Source organism: Pseudomonas sp. RGM2987 (genome assembly GCF_022952855.1).
Taxonomy (GTDB): domain Bacteria; phylum Pseudomonadota; class Gammaproteobacteria; order Pseudomonadales; family Pseudomonadaceae; genus Aquipseudomonas.
On sequence record NZ_JALJDX010000204.1, the window covers coordinates 14356 to 32491 of the forward strand.

The 18136-nt window shown below is 59.9% G+C and carries 13 protein-coding genes; 10 read left to right on the top strand and 3 right to left on the bottom strand.

The annotated features are described in order from the left end of the window. Positions 1-16 precede the first annotated feature (16 nt). The 5 genes from glpE to RGM2987_RS16755 all read left to right on the top strand — a co-directional run bounded on the left by glpE (position 17) and on the right by RGM2987_RS16755 (position 6805). Positions 17-346, top strand: a complete 330-nt coding sequence (gene glpE, locus RGM2987_RS16735; RefSeq protein ID WP_245143265.1) for a thiosulfate sulfurtransferase GlpE — start codon at positions 17-19, stop codon at positions 344-346. Positions 347-646: 300 nt separating this feature from the next. After that, positions 647-2569 (top strand): PrkA family serine protein kinase, encoded by a 1923-nt coding sequence (locus RGM2987_RS16740; protein WP_003177689.1) that lies wholly within the window; start codon positions 647-649, stop codon positions 2567-2569. A gap of 112 nt (positions 2570-2681) precedes the next feature. Continuing rightward, entirely contained in the window at positions 2682-3953 is a 1272-nt protein-coding gene (locus RGM2987_RS16745; protein WP_245143267.1) for a YeaH/YhbH family protein, read from the top strand. Further along, complete coding sequence (locus tag RGM2987_RS16750) at positions 3950-5515, top strand: SpoVR family protein (protein ID WP_245143270.1); 1566 nt, start codon at positions 3950-3952, stop codon at positions 5513-5515. The genes RGM2987_RS16745 and RGM2987_RS16750 overlap by 4 nt, the downstream gene beginning before the upstream one ends. A gap of 63 nt (positions 5516-5578) precedes the next feature. Continuing rightward, positions 5579-6805, top strand: coding sequence for a multifunctional CCA addition/repair protein (locus tag RGM2987_RS16755; RefSeq protein WP_245143272.1), 1227 nt, complete (start codon positions 5579-5581; stop codon positions 6803-6805). A gap of 139 nt (positions 6806-6944) precedes the next feature. Here RGM2987_RS16755 and folK read toward each other — a convergent pair whose 3' ends face one another. Together folK and folB are read right to left on the bottom strand one after the other, a co-directional pair. Next, complete coding sequence (gene folK / locus RGM2987_RS16760) at positions 6945-7472, bottom strand: 2-amino-4-hydroxy-6-hydroxymethyldihydropteridine diphosphokinase (protein WP_245143275.1); 528 nt, start codon at positions 7470-7472, stop codon at positions 6945-6947. Further along, entirely contained in the window at positions 7463-7816 is a 354-nt protein-coding gene (gene folB / locus RGM2987_RS16765) for a dihydroneopterin aldolase (protein WP_245143277.1), read from the bottom strand. The genes folK and folB overlap by 10 nt, the downstream gene beginning before the upstream one ends. Positions 7817-7889: 73 nt before the next feature. Between folB and plsY the strand changes: the two genes are divergently transcribed. After that, positions 7890-8459, top strand: coding sequence for a glycerol-3-phosphate 1-O-acyltransferase PlsY (gene plsY / locus RGM2987_RS16770; RefSeq protein ID WP_245143279.1), 570 nt, complete (start codon positions 7890-7892; stop codon positions 8457-8459). A gap of 7 nt (positions 8460-8466) precedes the next feature. Here the strand turns inward: plsY and tsaD are convergent, their stop codons facing one another. After that, on the bottom strand, positions 8467-9492 hold the full coding sequence (gene tsaD, locus RGM2987_RS16775) for a tRNA (adenosine(37)-N6)-threonylcarbamoyltransferase complex transferase subunit TsaD (protein WP_245143282.1): 1026 nt from the start codon (positions 9490-9492) through the stop codon (positions 8467-8469). A gap of 199 nt (positions 9493-9691) precedes the next feature. Here tsaD and rpsU point away from each other — a divergent pair, with 199 nt between their 5' ends. From rpsU to RGM2987_RS16795, 4 genes are all read left to right on the top strand, one after another. Next, a complete protein-coding gene (rpsU, locus tag RGM2987_RS16780; protein ID WP_002551877.1) occupies positions 9692-9907 on the top strand; it encodes a 30S ribosomal protein S21 in 216 nt (71 codons plus the stop codon). A gap of 478 nt (positions 9908-10385) precedes the next feature. Continuing rightward, positions 10386-12344: a DNA primase gene (dnaG, locus tag RGM2987_RS16785; RefSeq protein ID WP_245143284.1), complete on the top strand. Its 1959-nt coding sequence runs from the start codon at positions 10386-10388 to the stop codon at positions 12342-12344. A gap of 67 nt (positions 12345-12411) precedes the next feature. Continuing rightward, positions 12412-14259 (top strand): RNA polymerase sigma factor RpoD, encoded by a 1848-nt coding sequence (gene rpoD / locus RGM2987_RS16790; RefSeq protein WP_245143286.1) that lies wholly within the window; start codon positions 12412-12414, stop codon positions 14257-14259. A 125-nt stretch (positions 14260-14384) separates the two neighbouring features. Then, the gene (locus tag RGM2987_RS16795) at positions 14385-18128 is read left to right on the top strand and encodes an EAL domain-containing protein (protein WP_245143289.1); all 3744 of its coding nucleotides are present in this window, start codon (positions 14385-14387) and stop codon (positions 18126-18128) included. The last annotated feature ends 8 nt before the right edge of the window (positions 18129-18136 follow it).

Below are 18136 nucleotides of genomic sequence, written 5' to 3' on the forward strand. Positions count from 1 at the left end.
GCTACAGGAGCCCCACATGTCCGCATTCAAACGCATTCCCCCGGAACAGGCCCAGGCCCTGCGCGAGCAAGGCGCAGTCGTCGTCGATGTCCGCGACCCGGCGACTTTTGCCGCCCTGCACATCAGCGGCTCCACGCATCTGGATAACCATTCCATCGCCGATTTCATCCGCGCCGCCGACCTCGACGCCCCTGTCGTGGTGGTCTGCTATCACGGCAATTCCAGCCAGAGCGCAGCCGCTTACCTGGTCAGCCAGGGCTTTACCGACGTCTACAGCATGGACGGCGGTTTCGAGCTGTGGCGCACGATTTATCCCGGCGAAACAGCGCAAGCCACAGCGGAATAATTTTTTCATGTTGCCCCAGCCCGCGTGAACCGTGGGCTAGAGCGACAGCAGACGAACGGTCTGCCACAACTAATTACGTATTCCACCTTTACCTCCCGGATTCCGAACTATCCTTAGCCTCAGGCCATCCAAAACAGGGGAGAGCCGGTACACCGGCGCGCGGGTCATCGGGAGTCAGCTTTCAGGAACCTGTAATCCTGGAAGTATTCTGGGGGGTAAACGGCAACTGGGTTCCCAGCGGCTGTCCAGCATCGACTGATAGATCCGACACCGGCTCCACGTATCGAGCGAGGTGACGTCATGAGTATTTTTAGCCACTTCCAGCAACGTTTCGAGTCCACGCGGCAGGAGGAATACTCGCTGCAGGAATACCTCGAACTCTGCAAGCAGGACCGCAGTGCCTATGTGTCGGCTGCGGAGCGTCTGTTGCTGGCAATCGGAGAACCGGAGCTGCTGGACACCTCGACCAATTCGAGGCTCTCGCGGATCTTTTCCAACAAGGTGATTCGCCGCTATCCGGCCTTTGCTGACTTCCATGGGATGGAAGAGTGCATCGAACAGATCGTGTCCTATTTCCGCCATGCCGCCCAAGGCCTGGAAGAGAAGAAACAGATCCTTTATCTGCTGGGCCCGGTGGGTGGCGGTAAATCGTCCCTGGCCGAGAAACTCAAACAACTGATCGAGAAAGTGCCCTTCTACGCCATCAAGGGCTCACCGGTTTTCGAGTCGCCCCTGGGGCTGTTCAACGCCACTGAGGACGGCGCGATCCTCGAGGAAGACTTCGGTATTCCCCGGCGCTATCTCAACACCATCATGTCGCCATGGGCCACCAAGCGCCTGGCCGAGTTCGGCGGCGACATCAGCCAGTTCCGGGTGGTCAAGCTCTACCCGTCGATCCTCAACCAGATCGCGGTCGCCAAGACCGAACCCGGGGACGAGAACAACCAGGATATCTCGGCACTGGTGGGCAAGGTCGATATCCGCAAGCTCGAAGAATTTCCACAGAACGATGCCGATGCCTACAGTTACTCGGGTGCACTGTGCCGGGCCAACCAGGGCCTGATGGAATTCGTCGAGATGTTCAAGGCGCCCATCAAAGTGCTGCACCCTTTGCTGACCGCCACCCAGGAAGGCAACTACAACAGTACCGAAGGCCTGGGGGCCATTCCCTTCACCGGGATCCTGCTGGCCCACTCCAATGAATCGGAATGGCACACCTTCCGCAATAACAAGAACAACGAAGCGTTCATCGACCGGATCTATATCGTCAAGGTGCCGTACTGCCTGCGGGTCAGCGATGAGGTGAAGATCTACGACAAACTGCTGTTCAACAGCTCGCTGTCCAAGGCCCATTGCGCGCCAGACACCCTGAAGATGCTCGCCCAGTTCACCGTGCTGTCGCGCCTCAAGGAGCCGGAAAACTCTAACATCTATTCGAAGATGCGCGTGTATGACGGTGAAAACCTCAAGGACACCGATCCGAAGGCCAAGTCGATCCAGGAATACCGCGACAACGCCGGGGTCGATGAAGGGATGAACGGTCTGTCGACACGTTTCGCGTTCAAGATCCTGTCCAAGGTCTTCAACTTTGACCCGCACGAAATCGCCGCCAACCCGGTGCACCTGCTGTACGTGCTGGAGCAGCAGATCGAGCAGGAACAGTTCCAGGCCGAAACCCGCGAGCGCTACTTGCGCTTCCTCAAGGAATACCTGGCGCCGCGCTACATCGAATTCATCGGCAAGGAAATCCAGACCGCGTACCTGGAGTCCTACAGCGAGTACGGCCAGAACATCTTCGACCGCTACGTGCTGTACGCGGACTTCTGGATCCAGGACCAGGAATACCGCGACCCGGAAACCGGCGAAATCCTCAACCGCGTCGCCCTCAACGAAGAGCTGGAGAAAATCGAGAAGCCGGCCGGCATCAGCAATCCGAAGGATTTCCGCAACGAAATCGTCAACTTCGTGCTGCGTGCCCGGGCCAACAACAACGGCAAGAACCCCACCTGGCTCAGCTATGAAAAGCTGCGGGTGGTCATCGAGAAGAAAATGTTCTCCAACACCGAAGACCTGCTGCCCGTCATCAGCTTCAACGCCAAGGCCAGCAAGGAGGACCAGCAAAAACACAACGACTTCGTTACACGCATGGTCGAACGTGGCTACACCGACAAACAGGTACGGCTGCTCTCCGAGTGGTACCTGCGGGTCCGCAAATCGCAATAAGCAGCGGCAAGCTTCTAGCGACAGGCTGCAAGGGACGGCGTTGAGCCCCAGGCTCGACGCCACCTGCCTTGCAGCTTGAGGCTAACGACTTGAAGCTCCCCCGGAGGGGCCTATGAGCTATGTGATCGACCGACGCCTTAATGGCAAGAACAAGAGCACGGTAAACCGCCAGCGTTTTCTGCGGCGTTACCGTGACCACATCAAGAAGGCCGTTGAAGAGGCGGTCAGCCGGCGTTCCATTACCGACATGGAACACGGTGAACAGATCAGTATTCCCGGTCGCGATATCGACGAACCGGTGCTTCACCATGGCCGCGGCGGCAAACAGACCGTCGTACATCCCGGCAACAAGGAATTCACCAGCGGCGAACACATCCCCCGACCGCAGGGCGGTGGCGGCGGCAAGGGGCCCGGCAAGGCCGGCAACTCCGGCGAGGGCATGGATGAGTTCGTATTCCAGATTACCCAGGAAGAATTCCTGGAATTCATGTTCGAGGACCTGGAGCTGCCGAACCTGGTCAAGCGCAACCTGACCGGCACCGACACCTTCAAGACCGTGCGCGCGGGCATCAGCAATGAAGGCAATCCCTCGCGCATCAACATCATTCGTACCCTGCGCTCGGCCCACGCCAGGCGCATCGCGCTGTCAGGCAGCAGCCGGGCCAAACTGCGTGAAGCCAAAGAGGAATTGGCACGTCTGAAGCGTGAAGAACCCGACAACTTTGGCGATATTCAGGACCTGGAAGCGGAAATCGAGAAACTCAGCGCACGCATCCACCGTGTTCCGTTCCTGGATACCTTCGACCTCAAGTACAACCTGCTGGTCAAGCAACCCAACCCCAGCTCCAAGGCGGTGATGTTCTGCCTGATGGACGTTTCCGGCTCCATGACCCAGGCCACCAAGGACATCGCCAAGCGTTTCTTCATCCTTCTGTACCTGTTCCTGAAACGCAACTACGACAAGATCGACGTGGTGTTCATCCGCCACCACACCAGCGCCAGGGAAGTGGATGAAGAAGAGTTCTTCTACTCCAGGGAGACCGGCGGCACGATCGTCTCCAGCGCCTTGAAACTGATGCAGGAGATCATGGCCGAGCGTTATCCGGCCAACGAGTGGAATATCTATGCCGCGCAGGCATCGGACGGTGACAACTGGAACGACGACTCGCCGATCTGCCGCGACATTCTGATCAACCAGATCATGCCGTTCGTCCAGTACTACACCTATGTGGAAATTACTCCACGGGAACACCAGGCGTTGTGGTACGAATATGAGCGGATTGCCGAAGCCTTCAGCGACACATTTGCCCAACAGCAATTGGTCTCGGCCGGGGATATCTACCCGGTCTTCCGTGAACTCTTCCAGCGCAGGTTAGTGATATGACCGCCAAAAAAGAGCAGAAGCGCCAGCCCATTTCCACCGGCTCCGAATGGACGTTCGAGCTGATCCAGGCCTACGACCGCGAAATCAGCCGTATCGCGGACCGCTATGCACTAGATACCTACCCCAACCAGATCGAGGTCATTACCGCCGAGCAGATGATGGACGCCTACGCGTCGGTCGGCATGCCGTTGGGCTATCACCACTGGTCCTACGGCAAGCACTTCCTCAGCACCGAGAAATCCTACAGTCGCGGTCAGATGGGGCTGGCCTATGAGATCGTGATCAACTCCGACCCTTGCATCGCCTACCTGATGGAAGAAAACACCATCTGCATGCAGGCGCTAGTGGTGGCGCACGCCTGCTACGGACACAACAGCTTCTTCAAGGGTAACTACCTGTTCCGCACCTGGACCGACGCCAGCTCGATCATTGATTACCTGGTATTCGCCAAGCAATACATCATGCAATGCGAGGAGCGCCACGGCATTGATGCAGTCGAGGATCTGCTGGACTCCTGCCACGCCCTGATGAACTACGGTGTGGACCGCTACAAACGGCCGTATCCGATTTCCGCCGAAGAAGAACGTCGGCGTCAGAAGGACCGGGAAGAGCACCTGCAGAAACAGATCAACGACCTGTGGCGCACCATTCCCAAGGGCGCGGACAAGTACAACGAGAAGGACAATGCACGTTTTCCCGCCGAACCCCAGGAAAACATCCTCTATTTCATTGAAAAACATGCGCCGCTGCTAGAGCCATGGCAGCGGGAAATCGTGCGCATCGTGCGCAAGATCGCCCAGTACTTTTATCCACAACGCCAGACCCAGGTCATGAACGAAGGCTGGGCTACGTTCTGGCACTACACCCTGATGAACGACCTGTACGACGAAGGCCTGGTCACCGACGGCTTCATGATGGAGTTCCTGACGTCCCACACCAGCGTGGTGTTCCAGCCGGGCTTCGACAGCCCGTATTACAGCGGCATCAACCCATACGCACTGGGTTTCGCCATGTATCGCGACATACGGCGCATGTGTGAGGACCCCACCGAAGAGGATCGCCGCTGGTTTCCGGAAATTGCCGGCTCCGACTGGTTGTCCACGATCAAGTTCGCCATGAGCAGCTTCAAGGACGAAAGCTTCATCCTGCAGTACCTCTCGCCGAAGGTGATCCGCGACCTGAAGCTGTTCAGCATCCTCGATGACGATCAGAAAGATGACCTGTTGGTGCCCGCCATCCATGATGAGGGCGGCTACCGCATCATCCGCGAAACCCTGGCGGCGCAATACAACCTGGGCAACCGCGAGCCCAATGTGCAGATCTACAGCATTGACCGTCGGGGAGATCGCTCACTGACGCTGCGACACCAGGCACACAACCGTAAACCGTTGGGTGATTCCACCGATGAAGTGCTCAAACACCTGCATCGCCTCTGGGGGTTCGATATTCATCTGGAGACCCTGCAAGGCGACCAGGTCATGAAAACCCACCACGTACCGCCCAGAAACGAACAAGCCGAAGGAGACTATGGCCGTCTGGATCTGGCCGTCATCCACCTCTGATCCCGTTTCCGCCTCCGAACGTCCGGCGCAAAGGTTATCCTGTCGGACCAACGGAGGTTTTTTATGCAGATCTATAAAGTCGGCGGCGCCGTTCGCGATCGCCTGCTGGGCATTCCCGTCACAGATATCGACCGGGTCGTGGTGGGTGCCACCGCCGAGCAAATGCTCGCCTTGGGTTTTCGCCCCGTGGGGGCTGACTTTCCAGTCTTCCTCGACCCGAAGACTGGCGAGGAATACGCCCTTGCCCGCACCGAACGCAAAAGCGGCCGAGGCTATGGCGGCTTCGTATTCCATGCCAGTCCTGACGTGACCCTCGAGCAAGACCTGATCCGCCGGGACTTGACGATCAACGCCATGGCCGAAGACGACCATGGCAACCTGACGGATCCCTACAACGGCCAGCGCGACCTTGACGCCCGGGTGCTTCGCCACGTTTCCCCGGCTTTCGCCGAAGATCCACTCCGAGTCCTGCGGGTTGCCCGCTTTGCCGCGCGCTACGCGCCGCTGGGTTTCAAGGTCGCGGAGGAAACCCTGGAGTTGATGCGCCAGCTCAGTGACTCCGGCGAACTGCAAGCGTTGACCGCCGAACGCAGCTGGAAGGAAATCTCCCGCGCCCTGATGGAAAACCAACCACAGGTTTTTATCCAGGTACTGCGTGACTGCACAGCCCTCAAGGTCCTGATGCCCGAGGTCGACGCGCTGTTCGGCGTACCGCAACCTGAGGCGCATCACCCGGAAATCGACACCGGCGTCCACACCCTGAGCGTGCTGGAGCAGGCTGCCCTGCACCGTCAACCGCTGACGGTTCGTTGGGCGTGCCTGCTCCACGACTTGGGGAAAGGCCTGACACCCGAGCATGAATGGCCGCGCCACATCGCCCACGAACACACGGGGCTGAAGCCGATCAAGGCAGTCAACGAGCGCTTCAAGGTGCCACGCGACTGCCAGGAACTGGCACTATTGGTCGGCCAATATCACACCCATGGTCATCGTGCGCTGGAGTTGAAAGCGTCCACGCTGCTTGAGCTGCTGCAAAGTTTCGACGTGTATCGCCGCCCCCAGCGCTTCGAGGAATTCATCGCCGCCTGTGAGATGGATGCGCGTGGGCGCAAAGGGCTGGAGGAGCGGAGTTATCCACAGGCGGACTATTTGCGTGGCGCGGCAGCCGCAGCGCGCGCTGTGGCCGTGCAGCCGTTGCTGGAGAAAGGGTTCAAGGGGCCGGAACTGGGCGAGGCGCTCAAGCGCGAGCGGCTCAGGGCGTTGAAGGCGTACAAGGAAGCGGCGGGCTGATGGGGAGCGCTGTGCCAGTTGGCATCTTTGGCGCATGCATCACCGTAATCGCGAGCAGGCTCGCTCCCACAGGGTTTGCGGTGGATGAAATCCTGAGACCACCCTCGTCAATGTGGGAGCGAGCCTGCTCGCGATGGCGTCAGGAAGGACGCAGCAGTTCCAACGGCGTCAGTTGCCGGCCTCGCCATTCGAAAGCCACCGGCGCCAGCACCTGGTCGATCTGTGATTCTTCCCACAAAGCGGCGAAGCCTTTGCCCACGCCTGGGTGAATCCGATCCGGCGCGATCAACGATAACGGCCACAGGACGAAAGCATTCTTGAGAATTTCTGCGCGCGGCAGCACCAGCCCATCGAAGTTGCCGACCTGTTCGCCGTACAGCAACACGTCGATGTCCAGCGGCAGCCCCTTGCGGTCAGGTGCATAACGGCCATTGTCCGCCTCGATGAACTTGAGGCGACGATCCAGCTCCATCAGCGGCAGGTCGGTGAACGCCGACACGACAAAGTTGAAGAACGGCCCACTCTTGATGCCCACCGGCTGGCTCTCGAACACCGCCGAACAACGCATATCCGAAAGGAAACCCGCCAGGGCTTCAAGCCCGGCGCGCAAATGGGTTTCACGCTCGATATTGCTGCCGAGCCCGAGAAAAACCTGAGTCAGCGACATCCGCGCTCGATCTCCACGCCTACTCCACTGGCGGCCGGAACAGCGCCAGGCTTGGTCACTTTCAGGCGCAGCCAGGTGATCTTGAACTCGTCCATCAGTTCCTGGGCCAGTCGCTCGGCAAAGGTCTCGACCAGTTGAAACTGCGCCTGCGCGGCAAACGCCTGGATGCGCGACGATACGCTGGCATAGTCGAGTGCCAGGGTCAGGTCATCACCCGCCGCAGCCGGACGGTTATCCCAGGCAAAACTCAGATCAAGCCGCAGACACTGTCGGATGCCTCGCTCCCAGTCATAGGCACCGATGACGGTGTCGACTTCCAGGCCCTCGATAAACACTCTGTCCAACACTCTTCTCCGCAGCACGACAAGGGCGCAATGCGCCGTTAGAATCAGGGCGTCCTCGCCCGGAATAGTTAGCATGTTTTGGTCACTGGCGATTCTCGCCTACCTGCTCGGCTCGCTGTCCTTCGCCATTTTGCTCAGCCGCCTGACCGGTCGCCCGGATCCGCGAATGAGTGGCTCGGGCAATGCCGGCGCCACCAACATGCTGCGCCTGGCCGGACGCAAACTGGCTGTCCTGACCCTGCTTGGTGACCTCTGCAAAGGCCTTGTACCCGTATTGATCGCCAGCCTTGCAGGGCTCTCATTGCAACAACAGGCCTGGATCGGCGTATGCGCCGTCATCGGTCACCTGTTCCCGCTGTACTTCCGCTTTCGTGGCGGCAAGGGTGTCGCCACTGCCGCCGGCATGTTGCTGGGGCTGTATCCGCCCGCGGCCCTGCTGGCAGTATGCGCCTGGCTACTGACGTTCTACCTCACCCGCACCAGCTCGCTGGCCGCATTGATTGCCACACCGCTGACCCTGCCGCTGCTGGCCTGGCAGGAACCGGCGGCCTTGCTGCCGATGACCGCACTGGTTGCACTGATCGTCTGGCGTCACCGGGGCAATCTACGCGACCTGTTCGCCGGGCGCGAACGGCATTTCTAAATGATCGTCACAACGGCGACAGCTGCTCCATGGGCCAGCGCGCCTGGACGCTGATCGCCAGGCTTTCCCGCTGGCCGGCCTTCAAGCGCTGGCAGCCGGCGAAGGCGATCATTGCGCCGTTATCGGTACAGAACTGCGGCCTGGCGTAGAACACATCGCCCTTCATGTCGCCGAGCATTTTCTCCAGCGAGACCCGCAAGGCCTTGTTCGCACTCACGCCACCGGCAATCACCAGACGCTTGAGCCCGGCCTGTTTCAACGCTCGCTTGCACTTGATGGTCAAAGTCTCCACCACGGCCTGCTGGAACGCCAGCGAGATGTCGCAACGGGCTTGCTCGCTGTCGTCCCCGGCGCTGACGCATTGCTGCCAAGTGTTCAAAGCGAAGGTCTTCAGGCCGCTGAAGCTGAAATCCAGGCCCGGGCGATCACACATCGGACGCGGGAATACGAAACGTCCTTCAACCCCCTGGGTTGCAAGCCGTGAAATTTCCGGCCCGCCAGGATAATTGAGGCCCATCATTTTCGCGGTTTTGTCGAAGGCTTCACCGGCGGCATCGTCGAGGGTTTCACCGAGCAACTCGTAATGGCCGATTCCGTCGACCCGAATGAGCTGTGTGTGACCACCTGATACCAACAAAGCGACGAACGGAAACTCGGGCGGTTGCGACTCCAGCATCGGCGCCAGCAGGTGACCTTCCATATGGTGCACGCCGAGGGCTGGAATACCCCAGGCAAACGCCAGCGCCTGGGCACAGGATGCGCCTACCAGCAGCGCGCCCACCAGCCCCGGGCCGGCGGTGTAGGCAATGGCATCGATCTCGGTCGGCACACAGCCGCCTTCGGCCAGGACCTGACGGATCAAGGGCAGCATGCGCTTGACGTGATCGCGGGAGGCGAGCTCGGGGACCACCCCGCCGTAGGCACGATGCAGGTCGATCTGGCTGAACAGCGCATCGGCCAGCAGGCCGCGCTCACTGTCGTAAAGTGCGACACCGGTTTCGTCGCAGGAGGTTTCTAATCCCAGTACTAGCATGGGTCTGCGCCTTGTAGAGGCTGAATTCGAAGGCGCGCATAATAGTCGCCGCGTGATGCCCCGACCAGCGGTTTTCGATCAGAGGCTTTGCATTCCGAGCGTTGAGGGGTTAACATCCGCAACCCTTAAAAACCGACGTCTTCAAGTGCTCTTTTGCCGCGAGGATGTTGACCCCGGTAATGAATGAAGGTAGCTCTGGATGCCAGCCGTCAAAGTAAAAGAGAACGAACCCTTCGACGTAGCTCTGCGTCGTTTCAAGCGCTCCTGCGAAAAAGCCGGTGTTCTGGCTGAAGTTCGTAGCCGCGAATTCTACGAGAAGCCGACTTCTGAGCGTAAGCGCAAAGCAGCAGCCGCTGTTAAGCGTCACGCCAAGAAAGTTCAGCGCGAACAGCGCCGCGCCGTACGTCTGTACTAATACACAGACGTCCGTAGCAAGCTTCTGCCAAGCCCGGCCCTCAAGCCGGGCTTATGGCATTTGCGGAATAACGCTTGATGCTTCACCGTCAAAGCCGCAGACGCGACCAAGACAACCTGTTTCACCGCGTCAGACCTGGCTTCTCGCCAGCGGTGCACGTCTTTTCTGACGAGCCTTCCAAGGCTGCTGACGAGCACACCCTGATTCCTCTAACGACGATCAGCCCAAGGCACCTGCCTGCGTGCCCGCTTCATGAGCTATCCGAGGCCCGACCGGCCGTTACCGGACTCAGCGCAACACATTCAAACAGTCGAATACTGATCGTCATTAACGTCAGTGGATTATCGGCAGATACACTTCCCGACAGCGATACTGCAGACAACCCGGTCGAGCCACCGTTTTAACGTGCCTCAAGACCAGGGACCGATGACCCCTGCTGATTTCGGGCCTTATTTCGCGCAGTGATGATGAGAACGCCATGGCCGGGCTGATTCCCCAGAGCTTTATTGACGACCTCCTGAACCGCACCGACATCGTCGACGTGGTCAGCTCTCGCCTGCAAATGAAGAAAGCGGGCAAGAACTACACGGCCTGCTGCCCGTTTCACAAAGAGAAAACCCCGTCCTTCAGCGTCAGCCCCGACAAGCAGTTCTACTATTGCTTCGGCTGCGGCGCCGGCGGCAATGCCCTCGGTTTCATCATGGACCACGACAACCTGGACTTCCCCCAGGCTGTCGAAGAACTGGCCAAAGCCGCCGGCATGGAGATCCCCCGCGAGGAAAGCGGTCGCCAGCACAAGCCGCGTCAACCGACCGACTCGCCGCTCTACCCGCTGCTGACAGCAGCCGCCGATTTTTATCGCCAGGCCCTCAAGAGCCATCCGGCCCGCAAGGCTGCGGTGGACTATCTCAAGGGCCGCGGCCTGACCGGCGAAATCGCCCGGGACTTTGGCCTGGGCTTCGCCCCGCCCGGCTGGGACAACCTGTACAAGCACCTGAGCAGCGACACGTTGCAACAGCGGGCCATGATCGACGCCGGCCTGCTGATCGAGAATGCCGAGACCGGCAAACGCTACGACCGCTTCCGTGACCGGGTGATGTTTCCGATCCGCGACACACGTGGGCGGATCATCGCCTTTGGTGGTCGGGTACTCGGCGATGACAAGCCTAAATACCTGAACTCCCCGGAAACGCCGGTATTCCATAAAGGCCAGGAACTCTATGGCCTGTACGAAGTGCGCAAGAACAACCGCAACCTCGATGAAATCATCGTCGTCGAAGGCTACATGGACGTGATTGCCCTGGCCCAGCAAGGCCTGCGCAATGCCGTCGCGACCCTCGGCACGGCCACCAGCGAAGAGCACATGAAGCGCCTGTTTCGCGTGGTTCCCAGCGTGCTGTTCTGCTTTGACGGCGACCAGGCCGGGCGTAATGCCGCCTGGCGTGCGCTGGAAGCGACATTGCCCTGCCTGCAGGATGGGCGACGGGCACGCTTTCTGTTCCTGCCCGAGGGCGAGGATCCGGACACCCTGGTGCGCTCCGAAGGCACCGATGCGTTCCGCGCGCGGATCAACCAGCATGCGCAACCGTTGGCCGATTATTTTTTCCAGCAATTGACCGAAGAGGCCGATCCGCGCTCCCTCGAAGGCAAGGCCCACATGGTCACGCTCGCGGCGCCGTTGATCGACAAAGTGCCCGGCGCCAACCTGCGCACGCTAATGCGTCAGCGCCTGACCGAGATCACCGGGCTCAACAGCGAAGCGGTCAATCAATTGGCGCACAGCGCCCCGCCGGAGGCGCCGCCGGCCTACGATCCAGGCATCGATTACGACGCGATGCCGGATTACGCCGACTATCATCAAACTCAACAAGACTATGCGCCGCAGCAGCAATGGACGCCGAAGAAACCTGGCAGCGGTGGCAAGAAATGGGACAAAAAGCCCTGGGACAAGAACGGCAAGCGCGGCGATCGCGACCAGCCACGTGCCCCGCGGGTGCCGGCCGCCGTCGAACCACCAACCCTGGCCGCCCTGCGTACCTTGCTGCATCACCCGCAACTGGCTGGAAAAGTCGAGGATGCGGGGCACTTCGCCGCCGAGGACCACAGCAACACGCAATTGCTGGTGGCGCTCCTTGAAGCGGTGCAGAAAAACCCCAGGCTAAACTCCTTCCAGCTGATCGCACGGTGGCATGGCACCGAGCAGGGACGCTTGTTGAAGGCCCTGGCCGAGAAGGAATGGCTGATTGAAGGAGATAACCTTGAACAACAGTTTTTCGACACCATTACTAGCTTGTCCGCCCGCCAACGCGAGCGAAATCTGGAACAACTTCTGCGAAAAGCTCGCCAAAGCGAGTTGACCAGCGAAGAGAAAAACCAATTGCGCGACTTACTCAGCCGCAATGTCAGCGCATCAAACCCGACCTCAACTGGCGCGTGAGGTCACAGCTCAGGTATAATCCTCGGCTTGTTTTTTGCCCGCCAAGACCTTCAGTGGATAGGGTGTTATGTCCGGAAAAGCGCAACAGCAGTCTCGTATCAAAGAGTTGATCCTATTGGGTCGTGAGCAGGGCTACCTGACTTACGCGGAGGTCAACGACCACCTGCCGGAGGATATTTCAGATCCGGAACAGGTGGAAGACATCATCCGCATGATCAACGACATGGGGATCAACGTATTCGAGGTTGCTCCTGATAAGGACGCCCTGATGCTGGCCGACGCCGATACCGACGAGGCGGCCGCTGAAGAAGCGGCCGCAGCGTTGGCGGCGGTCGAGACCGACATCGGTCGTACCACGGACCCCGTGCGCATGTACATGCGTGAAATGGGTACGGTAGAGCTCCTCACGCGTGAAGGCGAAATCGAAATCGCCAAGCGCATTGAAGAAGGCATCCGTGAAGTGATGGGCGCAATCGCGCACTTCCCTGGCACGGTTGAGCATATTCTCTCCGAGTACACCCGCGTCACCACCGAAGGTGGCCGTCTGTCCGACGTCCTGAGCGGCTACATCGACCCGGACGACGGCATCGCGCCGCCTGCCGCCGAAGTGCCGCCGCCGATCGACTCGAAAGCCGCCAAGGCCGACGACGACAGCGATGACGACGACGCCGAAGCCAGCGATGACGAAGAAGAAGCCGAAAGCGGCCCGGATCCGGTCATCGCTGCACAGCGTTTCGGCGCTGTGGCCGACCAGATGGAAATCACCCGCAAGGCGCTGAAAAAGCACGGCCGCAACAACAAGCAGGCCATCGCCGAGCTGTTGGCCCTGGCCGAGCTGTTCATGCCGATCAAGCTGGTGCCCAAGCAGTTCGAAGGCCTGGTCGAGCGTGTCCGTAGCGCCCTGGATCGCTTGCGCCAGCAAGAGCGCGCGATCATGCAGCTCTGTGTACGTGACGCCCGCATGCCGCGTGCCGACTTCCTGCGTCAGTTCCCTGGCAATGAAGTCGACGAAAGCTGGACCGACGCACTGGCCAAGGGCAAGAGCAAGTACGCCGAAGCCATTGCCCGCCTGCAACCGGACATCATCCGTTGCCAGCAGAAGCTGAGCGCGTTGGAAACCGAGACCGGCCTGAGCATCGCCGAGATCAAGGACATCAACCGTCGCATGTCGATCGGCGAGGCCAAGGCCCGTCGCGCGAAGAAAGAGATGGTCGAAGCGAACTTGCGCCTGGTGATCTCGATTGCCAAGAAGTACACCAACCGCGGCCTGCAATTCCTCGACTTGATCCAGGAAGGCAATATCGGCCTGATGAAAGCGGTGGACAAGTTCGAATACCGTCGCGGCTACAAGTTCTCGACCTATGCCACCTGGTGGATCCGTCAGGCGATCACTCGCTCGATCGCCGACCAGGCCCGCACCATCCGTATTCCGGTGCACATGATCGAGACGATCAACAAGCTCAACCGTATTTCCCGGCAGATGTTGCAGGAAATGGGTCGCGAACCGACGCCGGAAGAGCTGGGCGAACGCATGGAAATGCCTGAGGACAAGATCCGCAAGGTGCTGAAGATCGCCAAAGAGCCGATCTCCATGGAAACCCCAATCGGTGATGACGAAGACTCCCATCTGGGTGACTTCATCGAAGACTCCACCATGCAGTCGCCGATCGACGTCGCCACCGTTGAGAGCCTCAAGGAAGCGACGCGCGAAGTGCTCTCCGGCCTCACTGCCCGTGAAGCCAAGGTACTGCGCATGCGTTTCGGCATCGACATGAATACCGACCACACCCTCGAGGAAGTCGGTAAGCAGTTCGATGTGACCCGCGAGCGGATTCGCCAGATCGAAGCCAAGGCGTTGCGCAAATTGCGCCACCCGACGCGAAGCGAGCATCTGCGCTCCTTCCTCGACGAGTAACCCCCAGAACCCCCGGCCCTGCCGGGGGTTTTGTCATGTGCAGATAAAATCCCCGTTACCCCCCTCCCTGCCCTATAGCCCGTCTACACTCGAAACATCCTTTCCCAAGCCATGGCGAGACAGTGATGCCCAGACTGACGGCCGCGCTTTTGCTGTCATTGATGACATGGACCGCAACCGCTGGCGCGTTGACGCTCACCGACGAGGAGCTCCGCTGGCTCAAGGACCATCCTGACCTGCGCCTGGGTGTCGATGCCTCTTGGCCGCCATTTGAATTCCGCGACGATCAGGGCCGCTACCAGGGGCTGGCCGCCGATTACGTCGAAATCATCCGCGAGCGTCTGGCTGTCACGCTCACACCCATCGAACCGGTCAGCTGGACCGCTGTGCTGGAGCAGGTGGCACAGGGCAAGATCGACCTGCTACCAGGCATCATGTCCACCCCTGAACGCCAGAATTACCTGGCATTTACCCGCCCCTACCTGGATTTTCCGATCGTCATCCTGGCCCACCAGGGCGGCGCCCAGCCTCACAACCTGCAGGATCTCTACGGGTTGAAAATCGCCGTGGTGGAGAACTACGCCCCCCACGAACTGCTGCGCAACCATCATCCCGACCTGAACCTGGTGGCGCTCCCTAACGTCAGCTCGGCCCTGCAAGCGTTGGCGACCGATGAAGTGGATGCGGTAGTCGGCGACCTCGCCTCCAGCGTCTGGAGCCTGCGCCAACTCAAACTCGACGGCCTGTACGTCAGCGGCGAAACCCCCTATCGCTATCAACTGGCGATGGGCGTCCCGCGCGACAACAAGATTCTGGTAGGCATTCTGGACAAAGTCTTGGCCGACATGAGCCCGGCCGAGATCAGCGAGATCCAGGAAAAGTGGGTCGGCAATGTGCGTGACTATCGTCAGTTCTGGTCGGACCTGTTGATTTATGGCCTGCCGGCACTGCTCCTGCTGGTCTGCATCCTCGCCGTGGTCATTCGCATCAACCGCCGGCTAAGCTCCGAAATCGCCCGACGCGTCGACCTGGAACAGGAACTGCGCAGCAGTGAATACCATTACCGCGGCCTGGTGGAGAGCCTCTCGGCGATTGCCTGGGAAGCAAAAGTCAGCGATTTCACCTACAGCTACGTTTCACCCCATGCCGAGGAACTGCTCGGCTATCCCCTCGCCCACTGGTTGATTCCGGGGTTCTGGCGCAACATCATTCATCCCGCCGACCTGATCCGCGCCCAGACCTATTGCGACGCTGAAGTGCTGGCCGGTCGCGACCACTGTATTGATTATCGCGTCATCACCGCCGACGGCCGCTGCTTGTGGGTGCGCGACATCGTCAGCCTGATCGAGCACGGCCACGAACCGGTGCTGCGCGGGCTGATGATCGACATCAGCGAAGCCAAGCGCACCGAAGAAGCGCTGCGCCTGTCGGAGCAGAAGTTTGCCTCGGTGTTCCGCCAGTGCCCGGACATCCTGGTCATCGCGCGCCTGGTAGACGGCTGCCTGCTGGAGGTCAATACCGCCTTTGAAGAGCAGATTGGCCTGAGCGCCGACGAGGTGGTGGGCAAGACCGCGACCGAATTGAATATATGGGGCATCCCGGGCGTCGGCCCGAGCCTGCTGCAACGCTTGCAGGCCGGAAGCATTCGCAATCTGGAGATGCCTTTTCGCCGCAGCAACGGCCAGGCCTTCACCGGTTTGATCTCCGCCGAGCCCTTCGACCTCGATACCACGCCGGCCCTGGTGGTGGTGGTACGTGATATCAGCCAGCTCAAGGAAACCCAGCAGCAACTGCAAACCTCCGAAGAGAAGTTCGCGAAGGCGTTTCATGCCTCGCCCGACGGCCTGTTGCTGTCCCGGCAAAGCGACGGTTTGCTGATTGAAGTCAATGAAGGCTTTAGCCGCATCACCGGCTTCAACAGCGCGTTGTCGGTAGACCGGTCGACCCTGGACCTGGGGATCTGGGTCAATCTCAACGAACGTAAGCAGATGCTCGACCTGTTGCAACGCGATGGCTTCGTGAAGGATTTCAGCTGCCATATCCGCCGCAACGACGGGCAGATCCGGCTTTGCGAAGTCTCCAGCCGACCACTGCCCATCGGCAATGAAAACTGCATGCTGACCATCGCCCGAGACATCACCGAACGCCATTTCATGCAGGAAAAACTGCAACAGGCCGCCACTGTATTCGAAAGCACCGCCGAAGGCGTCCTGATCACCGATACGCAACAGCACATCAGCGCCGTGAACCGCGCCTTCACCGAGATCACCGGCTATAGCGAAACAGAAGCCCTGGGCCATACGCCTCGACTGCTGGCGTCCGGGCTGCACGACAGCGCGTTTTATGCGGCGATGTGGCACCAGCTGACAGCAGAAGGGCACTGGCAAGGCGAGATTTCCAACCGGCGCAAGAACGGCGAGCTGTACCCCAGCTGGCTGACCATCAGCGCGGTGCGCAATCGCAACCAGCAGATCACCCATTTCGTCGCGGTCTTCGCCGATATCTCCAGCCTCAAGCATGCCCAGGCCCGGCTCGACTACCAGGCTCACCACGATCCGCTCACCGGACTGCCAAATCGCACGCTGTTCGAAAGCCGGTTGTTGGCCGCTCTCAACAGCCAACAGGAAAATGGCGGCCAGGGCGCGGTGCTGTTCCTCGACCTGGACCGCTTCAAACACATCAATGACAGCCTCGGGCACCCGGTCGGCGACCTGCTGCTCAAAGGCATCGCCGTGCGCCTGCGCGAGCAACTGCGTGATATCGACACCGTGGCGCGCCTGGGCGGCGATGAATTCATCATCCTGCTGCCGGGGCTGCAACAACCCAGCGACGCCGAGCACATCGCTCAGAAGCTGCTGAACTGTTTTGGTGCGCCTTTCCAGGCCGGTGAACACGAGTTCTTCATCAGCGCCAGCATCGGCACCAGCCTGTATCCACAGGATGGTGGAGACGTTGCCACGCTGGTCAAGAATGCCGACGCGGCGATGTACCGCTCCAAGGCCAAAGGGCGCAACCGGGTGGAAAGCTACACCCGTGACCTCACCGCCCAAGCCAGCGAACGCGTGGCCCTGGAGCATGAACTGCGGCGGGCGATCGAGCGCAACGAGCTGTCGCTTTCTTTCCAACCGAAAATCAGCCTCATCGACAACCGCCTGGTAGGTGCCGAAGCACTGATTCGCTGGTACCACCCGACATTCGGTGATGTGCCACCGGAACACTTCATTCCGCTGGCGGAAGAGAACGGCATGATCCTGCAGATCGGCGACTGGGTACTGGAGCGCGCCTGTCGGCAATTGTGCGAATGGAACCGCACCTACGATAGCCTCGGCCCGCTGTCGGTCAACCTGGCCGGTGCCCAACTGCGCCAGCCGAACCTGCTGGGGCGTATCGAACAACTGCTGCGGGAAAACCACCTGCAACCGGGCTTATTGCAACTGGAAATTACCGAAAACTTCATCATGAGCCAGGCCGAAGAAGCGCTGATGGTGCTGCACCAACTGAAAAAACTTGGCGTGCAACTGGCCATCGATGATTTCGGCACCGGCTACTCCTCCCTGAGTTACCTCAAACGGCTGCCGCTGGACATCCTAAAGATCGACCAGTCCTTCGTCCGCGGCCTGCCCGATGACCCCCACGACGCGGCCATCGTACGGGCAATCATCGCCTTGGGCCGGAGCATGCAATTCAGCATCATTGCCGAAGGCGTCGAAACCCTGGCCCAACAGCAATTCCTTGCCGAAGAGGGTTGCGAACAGATCCAGGGCTACATCGTCAGCCTGCCTCTGTGCGCGGATGAATTCGCTGCAACGTTTCTGCGTGTGACCGTATCGGATTATTCGGATAGCACAGCCGAGAAACCGTCGTTATAATCCGCGAC

Excerpts from the sequence above, each read along its gene's own strand:
- RGM2987_RS16795 (WP_245143289.1), top strand. The coding sequence starts at position 14,385 with ATGCCCAGACTGACGGCCGCGCTTTTGCTGTCATTGATGACATGGACC.
- RGM2987_RS16755 (WP_245143272.1), top strand. The coding sequence starts at position 5,579 with ATGCAGATCTATAAAGTCGGCGGCGCCGTTCGCGATCGCCTGCTGGGC.
- rpoD (WP_245143286.1), top strand. The coding sequence starts at position 12,412 with ATGTCCGGAAAAGCGCAACAGCAGTCTCGTATCAAAGAGTTGATCCTA.
- RGM2987_RS16745 (WP_245143267.1), top strand. The coding sequence starts at position 2,682 with ATGAGCTATGTGATCGACCGACGCCTTAATGGCAAGAACAAGAGCACG.
- glpE (WP_245143265.1), top strand. The coding sequence starts at position 17 with ATGTCCGCATTCAAACGCATTCCCCCGGAACAGGCCCAGGCCCTGCGC.
- RGM2987_RS16750 (WP_245143270.1), top strand. The coding sequence starts at position 3,950 with ATGACCGCCAAAAAAGAGCAGAAGCGCCAGCCCATTTCCACCGGCTCC.
- dnaG (WP_245143284.1), top strand. The coding sequence starts at position 10,386 with ATGGCCGGGCTGATTCCCCAGAGCTTTATTGACGACCTCCTGAACCGC.
- folK (WP_245143275.1), bottom strand. The coding sequence starts at position 7,472 with ATGTCGCTGACTCAGGTTTTTCTCGGGCTCGGCAGCAATATCGAGCGT.
- rpsU (WP_002551877.1), top strand. The coding sequence starts at position 9,692 with ATGCCAGCCGTCAAAGTAAAAGAGAACGAACCCTTCGACGTAGCTCTG.
- tsaD (WP_245143282.1), bottom strand. The coding sequence starts at position 9,492 with ATGCTAGTACTGGGATTAGAAACCTCCTGCGACGAAACCGGTGTCGCA.
- plsY (WP_245143279.1), top strand. The coding sequence starts at position 7,890 with ATGTTTTGGTCACTGGCGATTCTCGCCTACCTGCTCGGCTCGCTGTCC.
- RGM2987_RS16740 (WP_003177689.1), top strand. The coding sequence starts at position 647 with ATGAGTATTTTTAGCCACTTCCAGCAACGTTTCGAGTCCACGCGGCAG.